Raw genomic sequence first — 17002 nt, forward strand, 5'->3', positions numbered from 1 at the left:
GGGGTACGGGGGTGACGTCGAGACCGGCCGGGGCCAGGTCCTGAAGTGTCGGAGCGGTCAAGGCAGTTCCCTCCCAGGTAGAAAACGGATAGCACTCCCCGTTTCATGGTCCGACCATACCAGTAAACGGGGAGATCTCCCCGGTGGCGGTATCGTGCCTCCATGGACACCGGCCAGACCCAGCCCCCCGCCCGACGGCGCGACGCCCGCCGCAACCGTGAACTGCTGATCGCCGCAGCCCACGAGGTGTACTCCGAGCAGGGCGTCGAGGCACCGCTCGACGTCATCGCCCGTCGCGCCGGCGTCGGCAACGCCACGCTCTACCGGCACTTCCCCACCAAGGCGGCCCTGGTCGAAGAGGTGTTCCGGGAGGCCCTGGACGCGATCAGGGCGGCGGGAGAGGAGGCCCGGTTCGCCGCGAGCCCGTGGGCCGGCTTCACCGGCTATCTGGACCAGGTCTTCGCCCTGCTCGCCGCCGACCGGGGCGCCGGTGACCTGATGACGACGGGGCTGGCGGGTGTGCCCTCGCTGGAAGCCCTGCACCTGCACAACCTTGAGACGGTCACGATGCTGATCGGCCGCGCGCAGGAGGACGGAACGGTGCGCGGCGATATCACCCCCGAGGATCTGCTGGTGACCCTGGCGGCCCTGGGGCGGGTCGCCCCGGCGCTGGGTGCCGCCGGCCCCTGCGCCTGGCGCCGCTACCTCGCCCTGTTCCTCGACGGCCTCCGGACGGAGGCGGCGCATCCGCTCCCCGCACCGTCCCTGACGAGCGCACAGCTGGGTTCCTTCCTGGGGGAGTTGGGTGGACACGCGCAGAAGGGCGACGGGTCACACGCTTGATCGACTGTGGCGTCGGCGAGCGCCTGGTCCAGCCGAAGCAGCACCGCCCGGTGCTCATCGAGCACCAGGCGGTCGCGGGGCGGTGGGTGGTGGCAGCCTTCTCCGCCGACGAAGACGACAGCGAGTCGGGTGTAAGGGTCGTCCCAGAGGTAGCGGATGTATTCCAGCTGGTCGCTGGAGAGCCACTGGGCCTCGTCCAGGACGAGGGTGCGGGGGTGGGCGGAGAGTGCGGTCTTGAGGAGGTGGTCGAACTCGCTGGCGTAGCGCGGGGGCTGTCCCGGCAGTTGGAGGCTGGTGAACAGTTCGTGGCGCACGGCGCGGGTGGTGGGGCGTGCGTGGAAGGTGATGCGGTGGATCTCTTCGCCGGGTTCGAGTTCGCGCAGGCAGCTGGTCACCGCGACGGTCTTGCCGAAGCCGGCGCCGCCGTGGATGCACCTCATGGCGCGGGCAGCGATCGTGTCGGCGAGGTTCTCCCGCACGGTGAGCAGCGCGCGGGTCGCCACGAGGCGGGCCTCGGGAAGGGCGACGTACTGGTCGGTGGGTGCGGGTGGCAGGCGGCGGGTCACGGGGTGTCCTGGTGGTCGGGCGGCGGGGTGGGCCGGGCGGCGGTTTTCAGGGTGGCGGGGGTGGGCCAGTCGGCGGGTGGTGGGGCGGGTGGGATCAGGTCGGGCAGGGCCAGCGCGGCGAGGTCACTCTCGTGGTGGCGGGACAACTCCCGTGCCGCCTCGGCGGCGGTGGCGGCATGCAGGCGGCGTGGTGCGGTCGGGGTGGTGGCGGGGGCGAAGCGCTGGTGGCGCAGGTGCTCGGCGGCCTTGGCTTCGGCCCGCAGGCGCTTGGCGCGCCGGGTGCGGGCGCGGCGCAGCGCGCCGAGTTGTTCGGGGGTGGCGTGGTCGGCGAGGTGGGCGGTGCCCAGGCGGCGGCCGGCGGGGTCGCAGATTTCGATCTCGTGGGTGTGGTGGGGCATGAACCTGACCCTGACTTCGCGGCCGGCCTGTCCGGTCATCCAGTCGGCGAGGTAGTCGCGGTTCTTGAAGCGGACGCCGTGGCTGGTGATGACGCGGGTGCGGCCGTCGTCTTCGAGCGTGAAGGACCACAGGTCGTGCGGCGGGATGTCGGTGAGCGGTGTCGGATCCTGCTGCCACGCCTGGAGCGGGGTGTGGCCGTTCAGGCCCTGCGGGTGGTGCTCGGTGTTCCACCAGGTGACCCAGGCCAGGACTTCGGCGGTGAAGTCCTCGAACGACAGGACGGGCGCGGTGGGGAGGCGGTCGGGGTGGCGGCGGGGCTGCTTGGTGCGGTAGCCGGGCAGAGCGGCGAACAGCATCCGCGTGGCGCTGCGGTTCAGGTGCTCGACGCTGCCCTTCAGGTGGGGCTGTAGGCCGGCAGGTCGTCCACGGTTGTGCCCAGCGCGTCGAAGGCCGCGGTGACGGTGCGGGAGAGGAAGTCCTTGCCACGGTCGATCCGTACCGTCTCCGGCCGGCCCCCGACCGGCCCGTACGCCCCGGTACGCAGGACCGCGGCGCGCAGCGCCGCCAGGATCGAGGCCCGTGAGGGGGTGCCTGGGGTGACCGCGACGCCGGTGATCGCTTTCGTCGCGCAGTCGATGAACCAGGTGACGTAGGGGCGTACCAGCTGTCCATCCGCGTGCACGCGCAGCGGGGCCTGGACGTGGTCGCCCTCCCAGACGTGGTTGCGCCAGGTGCGGGGGCGTTTGCCGAACACGTCCAGCGCGCGGGCCGCCTCGGGGCCCTTGCGGTACCCGGCCCGCTCCCCCGCCGTCAGATCACGACGCACCGCGCGCAGGAACGTCGCCAAAGACGGCACCCGCTCCAGCACGGGAACGGCCCCGGATGGCGCGCCACCCGGAACCGCCGGGCGAGCCGACCGAGGCAGGGAAGGCGGTTGGACGGCTCCGCCGGCCGCGGTATCGAAGACGGCGGCTGCGCTGGCGCGGGCGACAAGCTCGCGGTGGACCGCGGAGGCGTTGCCTCGCCAGTAGGCCAGCAGCACCCGGACCTCAGCCGTGATCTCGAACCGATCCGCACGGCGCGCCCCGGGATCGTCCGCAGTGGCGGGTGCGGTGGTGGCGTCGGCCAGCCACCGCCACACCGTCCGGTCGGAGACCGCCAGGCACTGAGCCGTGGTGTGGACGTGCCCGCGGGTGAGTCGGCCCTCGGCACGCAGAGCGAGCAGACGGCGCACTGCGGGAGCACGCAAGGCCTTCAACGACACCGGGTCCAGGGCGGGCTCGGCCTCGGCCGGCGCGGGTGCCGCGACGGTGGCGGTGCCATCGGGGGTGGAGGTGTTCACCGGTGTCCTTTCCGCATGCGGCGGCGGTGGCAGTCGTCGCGGCAGCACGGGGACCGCCGAGGCGACGGGGTCAGGGGTTGGGGCCGAGCCGGGAACACGCCCTGGACAGCAGCTCGCCGTCGGCACCGGTGCCGGGGCGCTGGTCCAGCGCCGCGTAGGCGTGGGAGGTGATCTTCGCCCAGGTCCGGAAGTTCCCCCGCGCACAGGTCTCGTCCGCGTGCAGCAGATCGGCGTCGGCCGCGGTATGCCACAGCGGATGGAACAGGCGCAACACGGCGGGGACCTGGGAGGCCTCCAGGCGGGGGACGTGCTGCCAGGTCAGCACCCGCGAAGCCAGGGCCGGGGCCCGGGCCAGCGTGCGCTCGGCCCCGGCCCCGCACAGCACCAGCGAGGTCTGGGTGGTCGGGGCGTCGGCCAGCAGGCGCAGGTAGTCGAGTTCGGGAGCGGCGATGTGCTGGACGTCGTCGATCAGCAGCACGCTGGGGGTCTTGAAGGCGTCGATGAGCGCGCGGTCGGCCGCGTCCGTGCGGTTCGTCAGCGCCGTCGCCGGCAGACCGAACGCGGTCAACAGCGCGGCGCGCAGCTGCGGCAGGGCCGGCTTCACCGCCACCTGCGCCTGGCGGACAGGCACACGGCGCGGCAGCAGACCCAGAGCCTGGTGGACCGCGACCGTCTTGCCCTGCCCGGAAGATTTCAAGTCCAGTGAGACGGTCGTGACGCTATGAGGTTTGTGGTGCGGGTTCCCTGCGTTTGGCGGGGTCGTTGATCCACGCCGCCTTCGGGATCTCGGGTGGTCTGGGGCGGCGGCCGAAGCGTTCGGGGTGCCGTGCGTATGCCTCGGCGAGGGTGACGGCCCGCTGGTCGCGGATCTCCTCCGCGGTGCCGAAGTGGACGCTGGCGGGCGCGTGGAGTCCGATGCCCGAGTGCCTGTGCTCGTGGTTGTAGTACGAGATGAAGGCGTCGAACCATTCGCGGGCGTGGGCCAGGGAGTCGAACCGCTCGGGATAGTCGGCCATGTACTTGGTGGTCTTGAACTGGGCCTCGCTGTAGGGGTTGTCGTTGGAAACCTTCGGACGCGAGTGGCTCCTGGTGACGCCGAGGTCGATCAGCAGCTGGGAGACCTTCTTGCTGGTCATGGAGGTGCCGCGGTCGGCGTGCACGGTCTCGGGGACGATGCCGTTGCGCGTGATGGCCTCGCGGATCAACTCCTCAGCCCGTTCCGCTGATTCGGCCAGTTCGACGGTGTGACCGACGATGTAGCGGCTGAAGATGTCGATGATGACGTAGGCGTGGTACCAGATGCCCTTCCTGGGGCCGGCCGCTTTGGTGATGTCCCAGGTGAACACCTGCGAGGGGCCGTCGGCGACCAGTTCGGGCACCGTCGTGGCCGGGTGGGTGGCCTGGCGGCGGCGCTCACCCGACTGGCCCCGCTCACGCAGGATCCGGTACATCGTGGAGACCGAGCAGTGGTAGCGCCCGGTATCCAGCTCACGGGCCCAGATCTGCGCGGGCGCCAGCTCGGCGTACTCGGGGCTGTTCATCAACTCCAGTACCGCGTCACGCTCTTCGGAGGTCAGGGCCGACGGCTGGACCTGCGGGGACCTGGGCCCGCGCACGGGCGGCGGCTTCAGCCTGCGGTAGTGGGTGGCCCGGGAGCGGCCGGTCAGCCGGCACGCGGCGGTGATGCCCAGCTCGTGTTCGACGCCGGTGAACGCCTCGTCCACGACGGGATCGGCGGCGTGGGTCAGTCCGCGCTCTCGGAGATCATTTCCAAGAGCGCCGACGCTTTTCCCAGGACCTCCAGCGCGGCCTTGTTCCGGGCGAGCTCCTTCTCCAGCCGTTCCACCTGCCGGCGCAGCTTCTCGTTCTCGACCTCGGCGGCGGACCTCTTCGGGCGGGCCGGGCTCGTGCGCTGGTCGACCAGGTTCTCCAGGGCCCCGGCATCACGCGCGGCCCGCCATTCGGTGACGTGGGAGTGGTACAGGCGCTCACGGCGCAGGACCGCACCCTTCTCGTTCTTGGGCGCGGCGTCGTACTCGGCGACGATCCGCAGCTTGTACTCGGGACTGAACGTGCGGCGCTTCGGCTTGGGAGCCGGGTCTGCTGCGGACGGATTGGTGCTGGTCATCAGGGGTGGAACTCCTACTCGGGCCCTCTCAGGCTAACCCGACAAAGCGGGACGTCTCACCCAAGGCTGACAGAGAGGGGGCAGCGAGCCGACCCGTCGACGCTCCCTTATTCTTCCCGCATGACGAGCCCTCAGCACGATCCCGAACGGGACGAGGCCATGGCCCGCAGCGCCATCGACGCATACCTCACCAACCGCACGCGGTACTGGGAGCGGGCCGCTCAACAGACGAAGGCAGCCGAAGCCCAGGCCGCCCACCGGGCCGCGCGCAACCGGCTCACCCGGTGGAAGAACGACGGAGTCCTCGACGACTGGGTCGCGAGCGCCGTCGTCGAGGCCGCCGAACAGGACGCCGCCCGAATCGGCCGCGAGAGCGCCGCCGCGAAGACCGGTCCAGCCCTGCACGCAACCGCCGTCCGCCACACGGCGGCAATCCGACGCTGGCTCCACACCCAAGGCCACAGGCTCACCGACAACACGCCAGAGAAGACATAGCCGCACACACTCCCGGGCCTGGACGCAGTCCGGGCACTCAGCGACCTCCGACGCCGCCTCGGCACGCAGCTCCCACTCGGAACCCTCCGGGCCACCCAACGGGCCCTCGCAGGTCCAGCACGGCGGGCGGCGGGTGGGCCCACTCGGTGCGGGCTTCGGCGACCCAGACCTTCTCCGGCTCCAGCACCGCGCCGCAGCCAGGCCGCTCCGCAGAGCGCAGCAGGCCCGGTCACCCGCACCCGGCCGGCCCTGCGGGCCCGCCAGGCAGCAGGCCCGGCCGCCCGCTTGTCAGGCACATACAGGGCTCTCAACAAAACTGCGGAAAACCCCACTACTTCTCAGTGGGCGTTAAGTCCGATCTTCCCCGGTTTGTGATCACTCGATCGTGGGTACTGGCCGCTATGCGACAACTCCGTGGGCATGTCCATGCTGAGATGCCAGGCATGGAGAGAGAGCCGTACCCCAGTGACTTATCGGATGCACAGTGGCCGCTGATCGAGCCGATGATCACGGCCTGGAAACAGGACCGGGTGGCGCGGTCGGCGACCGGGGATCCGGGGTCCTGCGACCTGCGAGAGGTCGTGAACGCGATCTTCTACCAGAACCGGACGGGCTGTCAGTGGCGCTACCTACCCCATGATCTCCCGGCCTGGTCGGCGGTGTTCTACTACTTCAGCCTGTGGCGCCAGAACGGGCTGGACCAGCGAATCCAGGAACTCCTGCGCTGCCAGGTGCGGGAGAGGGCCCGCCGATTAGAGGACCCGTCCCTGGTGATCATCGACACCCAGTCCGTTCGGGCGGCCGCCGGTGTTCCGAAGACCACGACGGGACTGGACGCCAACAAGAAGGTGTCGGGCCGCAAGCGGGGACTGGCTGTCGATGTGATGGGCCTGATCATCGGCGTCGTCGTCCTGACCACCTCCGCCCACGACAACGCCGCCGGCACCGCCCTGCTCGACCAGGCCGCCGAACGGTGCGGCAGTCGGCTGGAGAAAGCCCTGGTGGACCAGGGTTTCAAGGACGAGGTCATCATCCACGGTGCCCTGCTGGACATCGACGTCGAAGTCGTCCGCCGCAACCCGGCCGACCAGGGCAAAGGATTCGTCCCGCAACCGAAGCGGTGGGTGGTCGAGCAGACGAACGGCACGCTGATGCTCCACCGGCGCCTCGCCCGTGAGTACGACTACCGGCCCGATACCTCCGCCTCGCGCGTCTGCCGGGCCTCCACCGCGAACATGACCCGCCGCCTCACCACACCCGCCCTGGCCTGGCGCGACACCCTCGGACTGGCCGCGTGAACGTCACCGAACTCCTGGCCGGCCTCCAGGCCCGGCAGGACGAGGCCACCACCCGGGCCGCAGAACTGCGCGACCAGATCGAGCACCTCACCGCCGCCCTGGCCGAGACCGAGGCCCGTCTCGCGGACCTGACCACCACCCGAAAGATCATCACGGAGGTCGCGCCGACAGGAACCGAACCGGAACCGCCCGAGAGGAACACCACTTACCAGGCCATCGTGAACGCCTTCAACCAGTACCCCGGCCGGGCGTTCCAAGCTCGCGAGCTGCACGAACTCCTCGACATGCCCACCGATGAGGCGTCCGTCAACATCACCCGCAGCCGCCTCGGACGCCTCACCCGCCAAGGCTTCCTCACCCAACCCGGACGAGGCCGCTACCAGAAACGGACTTAACGCCCACTGAAACCAGTGCAACGGCAACGGGTTCACCACGGCGGTGCCGGACAGCTGCACCGGAACGGGAATCTCGGCCTGGGCGCGCAGCCCGGCCGGCACGTCCTGCCCGGCGGTGGCGGTGGTGGTCTCCACGGCGGTGCTTCTCCTTCGGATGCCGGGTCGTGCGGGGTGACTGGGCGGCGGGCTGGGTGGTGCGGGGCGGGTTGACGGAAGTGGGCGCCCGGCGTGGGGCGCCCACTCGTCCGGCTACTCGGGGGTGTTGGCGTCGCTGACCGGCAGGTCGTGAATCTCGGTCTCGTCCGTCCAGTTGTAGACCCACTGCTTGCGGACCGTGACCCTGCTGGCCCAAGGGAACAGGCCCTCGGCCATGCCGATGACCCGGCCCGCGATGGTGTCGAGTGCCGCATGGATCTTGGCGCCGTGAATGTTCTTCTTCAGGCCTTGCGGCACCTCGAACTCGAAGCTGATGCGAAGAGCACGGGGCGTGCCAGTGGGCTCCGTCATGGGTGGCCCCCTTCCAGTCGTTTTCACCAGAGTAGCCACTTCTCGGTGAAATCTTCAGAACTTCACGAAAGTGACTGGAGGGTTGTGACTGAGCGCTTCGGTTGGCGGATTGAGCACTGGCCGGACGTGACTTCGCCGTAGTCAATGGTGGACCTGGTCCATCCCGGCGCGGCGTGTGACCTGGGCTTCTGATATCACTGGCAATCTGCGACCGGCGCCTCAGAACGGAACCCGACCTGTGGACAACGGGAATCACGACGGCCTCGGCGGCTACTGGGACCCGCTGCCCACCGCCCGGCGGCTACTCATCGAGTATCCGAACCTGGACCAGTTCGGCGGCCTCTGGCAGGAGCGGAACTGGCGCAACGTCCCTGGCCCGTTCTACGGCGCCGACACCGACAGCATGCAGATGGGCCGCCACGACGCGCCGTTCCACATCGCCTACGACGACGACCACGGGCCTTTGGACGGCAGGGAATTCGTCTTCCGCCAGCCGGTCGGCCCCGTGCAGACCTACGACCTGCTGAGCGGCTGCTTCTTCGGCCACGGCGGCTTCGCCATGGACGGAGACGACCACTGGACCGCCCCGGCGGTGCGCGAATGGTGGCAGGAGCGCGGGCAGGTGCGCGAGTGGGCCTTCGGCGTGTCCAGCCGCTGGTCGCGCACCCGCGGCAAGTACCGCGAGCACTACCGTGACGCCGCCCAGGGCCTGCGCGACTACACCGCCTACCTCGACCACGGCCTGGAGGAGTATCTGCGCGGCTACCTCTTCTGGCTCGCCGAACGCCGCCCGCGCCGCGCCGGCGAGTCACTGCCCCGGCTGGAGCGGCCCCGCAGTGGGGCAACCGGGCAGCCGTCCGCCGCCGCGCCCGGCGGCAGGACACCACTGCCCACAGCTCGGGTGCCAGCACCGAACGCTGCGAAGCCGCTGCTCGCCGGCTACTTCGTGGCGATCCCCGAGCTGATCACCGGCCCTGGGGCAATACCCGGCGCGGCGCGGCTGATCACAGCGTCCGACTGCCTGATCGACCGGCTCCCACAGGACGGCTGCTGGTTCGACACCGCACAGGAGGCCCTGGCGGCCTGCACGTCCCTCCAAGGACTCGAAGACGCCCGTTTGTACGCCCTGCTGGTGCCGGCCGACCACGCCGCCCGCTTCGTCGCGGACATCCACGCGGCTGCAACGTACGAGCCGGTGCTGCTCACCCACCTCGACAGTCAGGTCGGCGAAAAAGACGGGCACGGCGACCGCACGCCCGTCCCGAAGGTCGCCGAGGGCGGGCGCGAGATCGGCTGGGAGGTGCTCGGCTACGACTGCGGCCTGCTGCACACCTGGCTCTGCAACGACCTGCACCAGGACGCCGTACTCACCTTCGGAGTCACCACCGACGCACGCGGCCTGCTCCCCTCCCGCGACGCCGCGGAACGCGTAGCCGCCTGGGCCAACACCCTCGGTGACATCAAGCCGGTCACCTGGTTCCCGGCCGCGCTGATCGAATGGGACACCCCGATCGAGAGCCGGTTCGTCCCGATCACGACCGAGGCCCCGCAACCCCCACCGCAACAGTCCTGGTGGCAGCGACTCATCCGGCAGGCCCAGCCAGATTCCCGCGGTGGCGCGTAACACCAGTCATTCATCGCCCCTCGACCCCGAACACCAAAGACTCAACCCGCCAACTGAAGCGCTCAGGTGCGACACGAGGTCGCTCCAAGTAAGTGGCTGTTGTCGTTCCGATCTTGAGGGGTGCTGGTCGAACGGGAGTCTCGATCGGGTGAGTGCGGCGGCCGCCGTGCATGAAAGCAGGGCCTCTTGGTAGCTCGAAGGGTGTCTACGCCAAAGAGCGGTCCAGGAGGCCCTGTTGTCGCAGTTCTACGGCATCGCGGGAGCGGGGTCCACTTCGGTCACTCTCGCGTGTGACTGCCTGGCACACCGGTTCGGGAACGCCGCCGACCACGGGGTCCGTGCGCGCCGCTACCCGACGGACATGTCCGAGGCGGAGTGGGCGGTGGTGCGGCCGCTGCTGCCGGTGCCGGGCTGGCTGCGCGGGCGGGGCGGGCAGCCGGAGGCGTACTGCCACCGCGCGATGTTGGACGCGATCCGCTACCTCGTCGACAACGGCACGAAGTGGCGGGCGATGCCGGCCGACTTCCCGCCGTGGGACCGGGTCTACGCCTTCTTCCGCCGCTGGCGCGACCACGGCCTGGTGAAGGAGTTCCACGACCGGCTCCGCCGCAAGGTCCGCGAGCAGGCCGGGCGGGACCCGGAGCCGAGCGCGGGCGTGATCGACTCCCAGTCGGTCAAGGCGGACGCCGTCGTCGGCGCCGACAGCCGCGGCTTCGACGGCGGCAAGCTGATCAACGGCCGCAAGCGGCACGCCGTGGTCGACACCCTCGGCCTACTGCTCGCCGTTCTGGTCACCTCAGCCGACACCGGAGACCGCGCCGCCGCGCAGGTCCTGCTCGCCCAGGTCGCCGCCACGCAGCACCGGCTGGCGCTGGTCTGGGCCGACGGCGGCTACACCGGCAGCCTCGTCGAGTACTGCCTGGCCGCCCTCGCGCTGGTCCTGGCCATCGTCAAGCGCAGTGACGACATGCGCGGCTTCGTCGTGCTGCCCAAGCGCTGGATCGTGGAGCGGTTCTTCGCCCACCTGATGCGAAGCCGCCGCCTCGTGCGCGACTTCGAGCGATCCACCGGCAGCGCGGAGGCGATGGTCTACTGGTCGATGACCCTGCTCATGACCCGCCGCCTGGCCCGGCCACGGCCTTCGCGAGCGTGAACCGGCCCGGCGCCGGCTCGGCCAGCCACCCGCGCGCTGTCAGCCGCTTCGCCTTCGACCGCAACGCCTCGATCTTCGCGGGCACCGGGTCCAGGCCGAAGCTGCCAGCCATCTCCTGGCAGGTCAGCGGGCCTTGACCGAGGCGGTTCCGGTCCGCGAGAACCTGCACGATGCGCTGGTAGTCCGCCGACAGCGCCGACCAGGCCAGCCCCGCGCGCCACATCGGCACCACCGACTTCGGCTTCGCCGCCTCCGAAGATGCAGACAGAGCCGGCGGTTCACCGCGATCCGACGGCTCCTCGGCGGCATCCGGGCCGGCGGCGTCTCCTTCACCCGGGGACAGCACCTCGCCGACACGCGAGCGGGCGATGACCCACTCGTTCCACTCCCGCTCGGCCACGACCAGCTCGGCCTGGACACGGTCCGCCTCCTCCCGCAGCGCGTCCACACGACGGCGAGCGGTCACCTCGCGCTCTTCCAGCAGCCCCACGACCGACGGCATCCCGACCTCCACCAGAGCGACGACACGACACGCCACCACTCCCCGAGACCGCCGACCCTATTCCTGACCAGCGAAAACGCAGCCCTCAAGCCCGGAAAGACAACAGCCACTGAGCTTGATTTTTATGCTGTCGCCGCGATCTTGGCGAGGTGCGCTTCGAGCGTGGGTTCGCGTTTGACGGTCTTCCCGACGTCGTAGCGGGGTGCCGGCCTGCGGTTCTTCGAGCCCGGTGGCCGTCCGGGGCCTGGGCGTGTCGGTTGCGGCACGGCTGCTGGGTTGGGCGTCTTCGCGCGGATGTTGCGGAACCCGCGTCGGACCCGGGCGGGGGTGAGCCTGCTCGACGGGGCCGGTTTCTCCCAGGGGCGGCGTAGGTCCTCGGCGAGGGGGCGGGCGAGGCGGAGTTGGGTGTGGGCGACGATGACGAGCCAGGTCCACAGGTCGGCGGTGTCCGGGTTGCGGAAGCGGGGGGCGGTCCAACCGAGGGTCTGCTTCATGAGTCGGAAGGTGTGCTCAAGATCGAATCTGCGCAGGAACGTGCGCCAGATCCGGTCCAGATGCTCGGCGTCGATGCCGGTGGCGGAGGACCACAGCCACAGCGGTTTCGCGTCCCTCTCGCCCGGCAGCTGCTCGACCTTGAGGCGGACCAACGTGCCGTGGGTGATGGGGATTTCACCTTCGTGGTCGAGCCAGGGGCCGCGCTTTTGCAGGCGCTGGTGCATCCGGTCCCACGCTCTCGCCTCGGCCTTCCCGTAGCGGGTGGTGTCGGTGGTGGTGGCGGCGTCCGGGGTGTGCCAGCTGTCGGGTTTGGCGAAGGTGAAGACGCCGCCGTGCCGGCGCGGGCGTCCGCCCTTCGGGGTGGAGCGGGGCTCGCCCGGGTCACGGAGCATGACCCGGTCCGAGCGTAGTCGGCCGACCAGTTCAACCGGAAGATCGGACAGGACGTAGGCCAGGCGGGTCACGTCGTAGCCGGCGTCCATCACGATGAGGATGTCCGGATCGCCTCGGTGCCAGTGGCATGCCGCGATGATGCGTTCGACGACCTCGCGCAGCTGGGCGGCGGTGACGGCGGTCGCGTCGTCGGCCGGTCCCAGTCGGACCGCGTCCAGCAGTCCGACCCACGACGTGCGCCCGGACTCCAGGGCGGCAACGAAGGAGTACGGCCAGCCGGGGACGAACTGGTCGGCGCTTCGACCGCGGCCGTAGACGTGGCAGAACAGGCGCTCGCCGCTTGTCGGGGCATCGGGCCGCAGCCAGTTGGAGACGTCTACGGCCAGCGCGATTCTCCCGTCCGCGAGCCGTGGCAGCGGCAGGCCTGTCAGGGTGCGGCGCAGCCGCGTCGGCTCCAGCCATCCCCGGTCCAGCGCCTGGTACAGGGCGCCGTGCCCGCGCCGGTGCTCGGCCGCGAGCGAGAGCTCCACCAGCGTTTTCACTGGTCCGTCCGTGCACAGCACCGCGTCCGTCAGCTCGAAGAGCGCGTCCGCGCGGGCGTACAGGCAGTCGTAGAACTGAACCCGAAAGCGGGACAAGATGCCCAATGCGTCGCTCGTGGGCGGGTCAAGGGGGAGACTCATATGCAGCGGCCGTTCTCTTGGGCTTCGTGACTCGACATCTCGAAGCGTGGAGAACGGCCGCCTCCGCTGTCCCGGGAAGAACCGCAGATCAGCAGGTCGGGTGACCAGCAAGGTTAAACAAAAAGCTAAGTAGGGACAGCCATGTGAAGGAGGTACCGATCGGCTGAACTTCGGGCCAGTGTCCAAGGCCCGTCCCCGCGCTCACAAGGAATGTGACCGAGCACTTCATCTGGCGAGTTGAGCAAAGCTGGCTGACCTGCGGCCACACCTGAAGGCGCTCGCCGCGAAGTGGAGCCCTGGAGCATCGCGCCCCGCTGATGTGACGGGACGCGGTAGTTGGAACCATGGGGGTGTTGTGACCTTGGGGTTCGGATCCCCGGGTCACGATTGTTGGAACCGGATGGTCGCGCTGCCTGCAACCTGCGGTGAATTGCCATTCATGTTGGAACCAGTAGCGGTGCGGAGTGTTGCCCCGGGCACCGGAACGTCGGCCGGGGCGGCCGACGTAGTCGATGAACCTGCTGGAGACGCGCGGGCGAAGCCGCCTCACCCGGCGGGTGATGACCGCCGTGCACTTCACCAGGGCACTACGCCGGCGTCCTCGAAGAACTTGCCGGTCGGGCCGTCGTCGGGCAGGGTCGCGAGTTTGATGGCGATGGCCGCGCCCTGTTCGGGGGTGCGCACGCCCCGGAAGCCGTTGAGGTCGGTCGCGACGTAGCCGGGGCAGCCAGCGTTGATCAGGATGTTCGTGCCGCTCAGCTCCCGGGCGTACTGGAGGGTGACGGCATTCAGGAACGTCTTCGACGGCGAGTACGCCACAGCCACTGGACCTGTGGTCAGCTCACCAACGGTCCCTGACTGCCGGGTGAGGGAGCCGACACTGCTGGACATGTTCACGATCCGCGGTGAGGAAGAGCGGCGCAGCAGCGGCATCATCGCGTTGGTGACGCGGATGACGCCGATGACGTTGGTCTCCACGACCGTGCGGATGGTGGCGGGGTCGACGCGGGTGGGCTCCTGGGGCGTGCCGCCTGTGATGGCGGCGTTGTTGACGAGTACGTCGAGGCGCCCGGCCTGTTCCTCGATCAGCCGTGCGGCGGCGGTCGCGCTCGCGTCGTCGGTCACGTCCAGCGGTACGCCGAACGCGTCGACGCCAGCCGCGCGCAGTCTCTCCACCGCGGCCTTGCGACGCTGATCGTCGCGGGCGCCGACGCCGACGCTCCAGCCGAGGGCGCCCAGGCCCGCGGCGATCTCGTAGCCGATTCCCTTGTTCGCGCCGGTGACCAGCGCAATCGTTCGTTCGCTCATGGGGACCATGCTGCTCTCGGACCCCGGCGGGGGTCCAAGACCGATTGGGTGAACAACGATACCTTCCAGGTATTGATCCGGAGTACCGTGGCCGGATGGAGACCAGGGAACTGCGCTACTTCGTCGCTGTCGCCGAAGAGTTGCACTTCGGGCGCGCCGCGCAGCGGCTCGGGATCGCACAGCCGCCTCTGTCACGGGCGATCCAGCAGCTCGAACGCCGACTCGGGGCAGCGCTGCTGGATCGGACCAGCCGCACCGTCACGCTGACCGAAGCCGGCTCGGTGCTGCTGGCCGAGGGCCGGGCGGCCCTCGACGCGGTCGACGCCGCTGAGCGCCGGACCCGCCGCGCCGCCCTTTCCGCGACCGGCCGTCCCGGCATGGTCCTGGTCACGAAAGCCAGCGCGTCCCGCGAACTGCTGGCGAAACTGCTCGACGCGTACGCCGTCGAACCCGGCGCGGTCGCCGTCGACGTCATCCTGTGCGGCCCGGCCGAGCAGGAACGACTTCTGCGCGAGGGTCAGGCCGACGTGGCGCTGCTGCACCGGCCGTTCGACTCGACGGCCGGGTTCCACACCGAAGAACTCAGCACGGAGGGCCAGGTTGTGGTCCTGCCAGCCGGGCATCCGCTCACCGTCCGGCCCCATGTGCACATGGCCGACATCACCGGGCTGCCCGGGCTGCCCCTGCCACGCTGGCCCGACCCCAACGGCACCTACCCGCCCGGCCCCGGCCCGCAGGTCCGCGACCACGCGCAGTTGTTGCAACTCGTCGCGCTCGGCCGTGCTTGCGCGGTCTCACCGGAGTCGTGCCGAGCCCAACTGCACGGTGACCTCGCCGCCGTGCCCGTGCTGGACGCGCCGAAAGTCACCACCGTGATCGCCTGGCCGCCGCACAGTCGGTCCAGAGCCGTCGCCGACCTTGTCCGCACTGCGACACATCTCCAGTAGTTCCAACATGCCTGGCCAGGTTCCACCTATCGTGTCCCGGCTCAGCTGACCAGCGGGAACGTCGGTGCTCAACCCGCCAGATCGACCGCTCACTCGCCAGACGAAGCGCTCAGTCCCAAGGAAGCCGCTGGTGCTGCTACTGGCCGGGTACCCAGCCGCGGACCTCCAGGTACGCGATGTCGGCGTCCTCGACGGCGCGGCCGGTCTCCACCAGCCACTCCTTCATGGCCTCGGTGACATCGCCGTGGTGGTCGGCGACGCGCTGGGACCATTCGGCGGCGTCGAACCCGCCGCTGGAGGCGGAGCCGTAGGTGCGCTCCTCGGTGCCGTCGGAGCGGGGGATGAAGCCGCGCCGGATGCCGCCGGAGTCCTTCTCCGACCCGGCCGAGTAGATGTACTGGCCGGCCTTCATCCGGACCGTGAAGGCGAGGCGGCCGCCGGCCTGGCCGGTCTCGTGCACGACCGGGGCCAGGTGGGAGGCGCCGGAGCGGATGGCTTGCTTCCCGGCGCGGCCGGCCATCGACTCCCCCGGGGTGCCGACGGTGTCCTTGCCCCGCACGCGGGCCTTCTGCCCGGTCTTGGTGCGGCGGCGGGTGGTGTTCGCCTCGGCGATGCCTGCCAGCGCCTCGGTGTCCCGCTCGCCGCCGCGCACCGCGCGGACCAGCTGGCGCAGGGCATTGACCATGCTGGCGCCCTTGCCCTTGGTGAAGAACTGCGACACGAGGGAGGCGTCGCGGCCCAGCATCCTGGCGACCTGGCGCTTGGTGTAGCCCTGGTCGATCAGCTGCTGGGTCAGGCGGGCGGCCTCGTTCGGGTTGTTCGGGTCGGCCGGGCTCACTGGTCAGCTCCCTTCTGCGCGAGTTCGGCGCGGCCCAGGCCGCGCAGCTTGAGGTACTGCTCCTGGCCGGTCGGGTGCTCCACCGGGCCGGTCAGGTGGCCCTTGAGGAGGTAGTCGCCGGGCTCGCCCCGGTAGGGCCAGGGCTGGCGCTCGGTCAGGGCGATGCCGTCGGTGCCGAAGTAGACGACCGTGCCGGGCTTGGCGTGCAGGGCCCCGGCGTAGCCGATGACCTCCTTGCCCTGGCGGTACTTCATGTCCAGCAGCGCCGCCCGCGCCCCCGACCACACGTACGCGGCCCACTCCGGGTGCGCGTACGGGTCGCGGGAGAACCCGGCCTGCCGCTGCCAGGTGACGACCTCGCCGTCCTGGCCGAGGATCTCCACCCCGGCCGGGAGCGCCTCGCCGAGCGGCGTGGTGCCGGAGACCAGGCGCGGGCGCTGCGCGAAGCCACCCAGGCCGAACAGCAGCACCGACCGGACCGCGCGGGACGCGAGGTAGGCCGCCTGCCGCTGGCGCTCGTCGCCATGGATCCGGGAGAGGTTGGTCAGGTCCGCCCAGGCGGACTTCAACCGCTTGCCCCAGTCGTCGAGCGGCTTGCCGTCCTCGAAGAGCAGGCCGCCGAGAATCTCGATCCGCCACGGCATCAGGTGGTTGGACAGCGCGAGGTGGACCTCCGCCCCGCCTGCCCAGGTGGTGAACGTGGTGCCCGGTGTGGCCGGGTAGACCCAGGCGCGCTCCCCGGTGACGGGGCCGGGAGCAGCCCTACGTGGTTCCAGCCGGCCGGGACGGTCACGCGGATGTTCCAGTGCGAGCAGGACATCAGCGCCTTCGCCTGCTCCGCCTCCGTCATGGCGGCGAACCCCTGCGCGGTGATGCGGGTCGGTGCCGACCGGGGACTTCCACAGGTGCTTGGCGTAGGCGAACGTGCGGTCGTACTCCACCAGGGCGGGCAGCTGCTCCGGCACGCGGGGCGGCAGGATCAGCTCGGTGCGGCCCTGCCCGCCGGTGGCGTGCAGCAGACCGCGCAGCTCCTCGGACAGCACCGGGTAGCCGCCGGCCCACTTGCCGGTGGTGGGGATGGTGCGC

17 protein-coding genes and 2 pseudogenes are annotated in these 17002 nt (G+C 70.4%); 7 read left to right on the forward strand and 12 right to left on the reverse strand.

The window, feature by feature from the left end; all coding sequences use genetic code 11:
• Window positions 1–162 precede the first annotated feature (162 nt).
• Entirely contained in the window at window positions 163–843 is a 681-nt protein-coding gene (locus C2142_RS41345; protein ID WP_148647364.1) for a TetR/AcrR family transcriptional regulator, read from the forward strand.
• A 104-nt stretch (window positions 844–947) separates the two neighbouring features.
• On the opposite strand, the pseudogene C2142_RS41350 reads toward C2142_RS41345, so the two are convergent.
• From C2142_RS41350 to C2142_RS38230, 6 genes and pseudogenes are all read right to left on the reverse strand, one after another.
• Window positions 948–1283 (reverse strand): annotated as a pseudogene (locus tag C2142_RS41350) (ATP-binding protein); the annotation flags it as partial.
• A 122-nt stretch (window positions 1284–1405) separates the two neighbouring features.
• Window positions 1406–2164: a Mu transposase C-terminal domain-containing protein gene (locus C2142_RS38210; protein WP_148647365.1), complete on the reverse strand. Its 759-nt coding sequence runs from the start codon at window positions 2162–2164 to the stop codon at window positions 1406–1408.
• Between the two features lie 38 nt (window positions 2165–2202).
• Complete coding sequence (locus tag C2142_RS38215; RefSeq protein ID WP_162002667.1) at window positions 2203–3150, reverse strand: DDE-type integrase/transposase/recombinase; 948 nt, start codon at window positions 3148–3150, stop codon at window positions 2203–2205.
• 70 nt (window positions 3151–3220) lie between these two features.
• The gene (locus C2142_RS38220; protein ID WP_162002668.1) at window positions 3221–3847 is read right to left on the reverse strand and encodes an ATP-binding protein; all 627 of its coding nucleotides are present in this window, start codon (window positions 3845–3847) and stop codon (window positions 3221–3223) included.
• Between the two features lie 22 nt (window positions 3848–3869).
• Window positions 3870–4874, reverse strand: coding sequence for an IS3 family transposase (locus tag C2142_RS38225; RefSeq protein ID WP_148640712.1), 1005 nt, complete (start codon window positions 4872–4874; stop codon window positions 3870–3872).
• 20 nt (window positions 4875–4894) lie between these two features.
• Complete coding sequence (locus C2142_RS38230) at window positions 4895–5278, reverse strand: transposase (RefSeq protein WP_148640713.1); 384 nt, start codon at window positions 5276–5278, stop codon at window positions 4895–4897.
• A 120-nt stretch (window positions 5279–5398) separates the two neighbouring features.
• Between C2142_RS38230 and C2142_RS38235 the strand changes: the two genes are divergently transcribed.
• The 3 genes from C2142_RS38235 (at window position 5399) to C2142_RS38245 (ending at window position 7466) form a co-directional block, all read left to right on the forward strand.
• Window positions 5399–5773 carry a hypothetical protein gene (locus C2142_RS38235; protein WP_148647368.1) on the forward strand — a complete coding sequence of 125 codons (375 nt, stop codon included), beginning with the start codon at window positions 5399–5401 and terminating at the stop codon, window positions 5771–5773.
• A gap of 443 nt (window positions 5774–6216) precedes the next feature.
• The gene (locus C2142_RS38240; protein WP_148647369.1) at window positions 6217–7071 is read left to right on the forward strand and encodes an IS5 family transposase; all 855 of its coding nucleotides are present in this window, start codon (window positions 6217–6219) and stop codon (window positions 7069–7071) included.
• On the forward strand, window positions 7068–7466 hold the full coding sequence (locus C2142_RS38245; RefSeq protein WP_174315581.1) for a hypothetical protein: 399 nt from the start codon (window positions 7068–7070) through the stop codon (window positions 7464–7466). The genes C2142_RS38240 and C2142_RS38245 overlap by 4 nt, the downstream gene beginning before the upstream one ends.
• A gap of 249 nt (window positions 7467–7715) precedes the next feature.
• Here the strand turns inward: C2142_RS38245 and C2142_RS38250 are convergent, their stop codons facing one another.
• A complete protein-coding gene (locus tag C2142_RS38250; RefSeq protein ID WP_148647370.1) occupies window positions 7716–7973 on the reverse strand; it encodes a hypothetical protein in 258 nt (85 codons plus the stop codon).
• 238 nt (window positions 7974–8211) lie between these two features.
• Between C2142_RS38250 and C2142_RS38255 the strand changes: the two genes are divergently transcribed.
• Window positions 8212–9597, forward strand: a complete 1386-nt coding sequence (locus C2142_RS38255; protein WP_194235874.1) for a hypothetical protein — start codon at window positions 8212–8214, stop codon at window positions 9595–9597.
• Between the two features lie 361 nt (window positions 9598–9958).
• On the forward strand, window positions 9959–10750 hold the full coding sequence (locus tag C2142_RS38260; RefSeq protein WP_148647501.1) for an IS5 family transposase: 792 nt from the start codon (window positions 9959–9961) through the stop codon (window positions 10748–10750).
• On the opposite strand, the gene C2142_RS38265 is transcribed toward C2142_RS38260, so the two are convergent.
• The 3 genes from C2142_RS38265 to C2142_RS38275 all read right to left on the reverse strand — a co-directional run bounded on the left by C2142_RS38265 (window position 10707) and on the right by C2142_RS38275 (window position 14131).
• Window positions 10707–11252 carry a hypothetical protein gene (locus tag C2142_RS38265; protein WP_148647304.1) on the reverse strand — a complete coding sequence of 182 codons (546 nt, stop codon included), beginning with the start codon at window positions 11250–11252 and terminating at the stop codon, window positions 10707–10709. The genes C2142_RS38260 and C2142_RS38265 overlap by 44 nt on opposite strands.
• Window positions 11253–11374: 122 nt before the next feature.
• Window positions 11375–12823 carry an NF041680 family putative transposase gene (locus C2142_RS38270; protein WP_148642341.1) on the reverse strand — a complete coding sequence of 483 codons (1449 nt, stop codon included), beginning with the start codon at window positions 12821–12823 and terminating at the stop codon, window positions 11375–11377.
• A 576-nt stretch (window positions 12824–13399) separates the two neighbouring features.
• A complete protein-coding gene (locus C2142_RS38275) occupies window positions 13400–14131 on the reverse strand; it encodes an SDR family NAD(P)-dependent oxidoreductase (RefSeq protein ID WP_148647371.1) in 732 nt (243 codons plus the stop codon).
• Window positions 14132–14226: 95 nt separating this feature from the next.
• On the opposite strand from C2142_RS38275, the gene C2142_RS38280 reads away from it, so the two are divergent.
• Entirely contained in the window at window positions 14227–15078 is an 852-nt protein-coding gene (locus C2142_RS38280; protein WP_148647372.1) for a LysR family transcriptional regulator, read from the forward strand.
• A gap of 136 nt (window positions 15079–15214) precedes the next feature.
• On the opposite strand, the gene C2142_RS38285 is transcribed toward C2142_RS38280, so the two are convergent.
• Complete coding sequence (locus C2142_RS38285; RefSeq protein WP_148647373.1) at window positions 15215–15916, reverse strand: helix-turn-helix domain containing protein; 702 nt, start codon at window positions 15914–15916, stop codon at window positions 15215–15217.
• Window positions 15913–17002 (reverse strand): annotated as a pseudogene (locus tag C2142_RS41355) (hypothetical protein); the annotation flags it as partial. The pseudogene C2142_RS41355 and the gene C2142_RS38285, both read right to left, overlap by 4 nt.

This window comes from Streptomyces sp. CB01881, from assembly GCF_002953255.1.
Lineage (GTDB): Bacteria > Actinomycetota > Actinomycetes > Streptomycetales > Streptomycetaceae > Kitasatospora.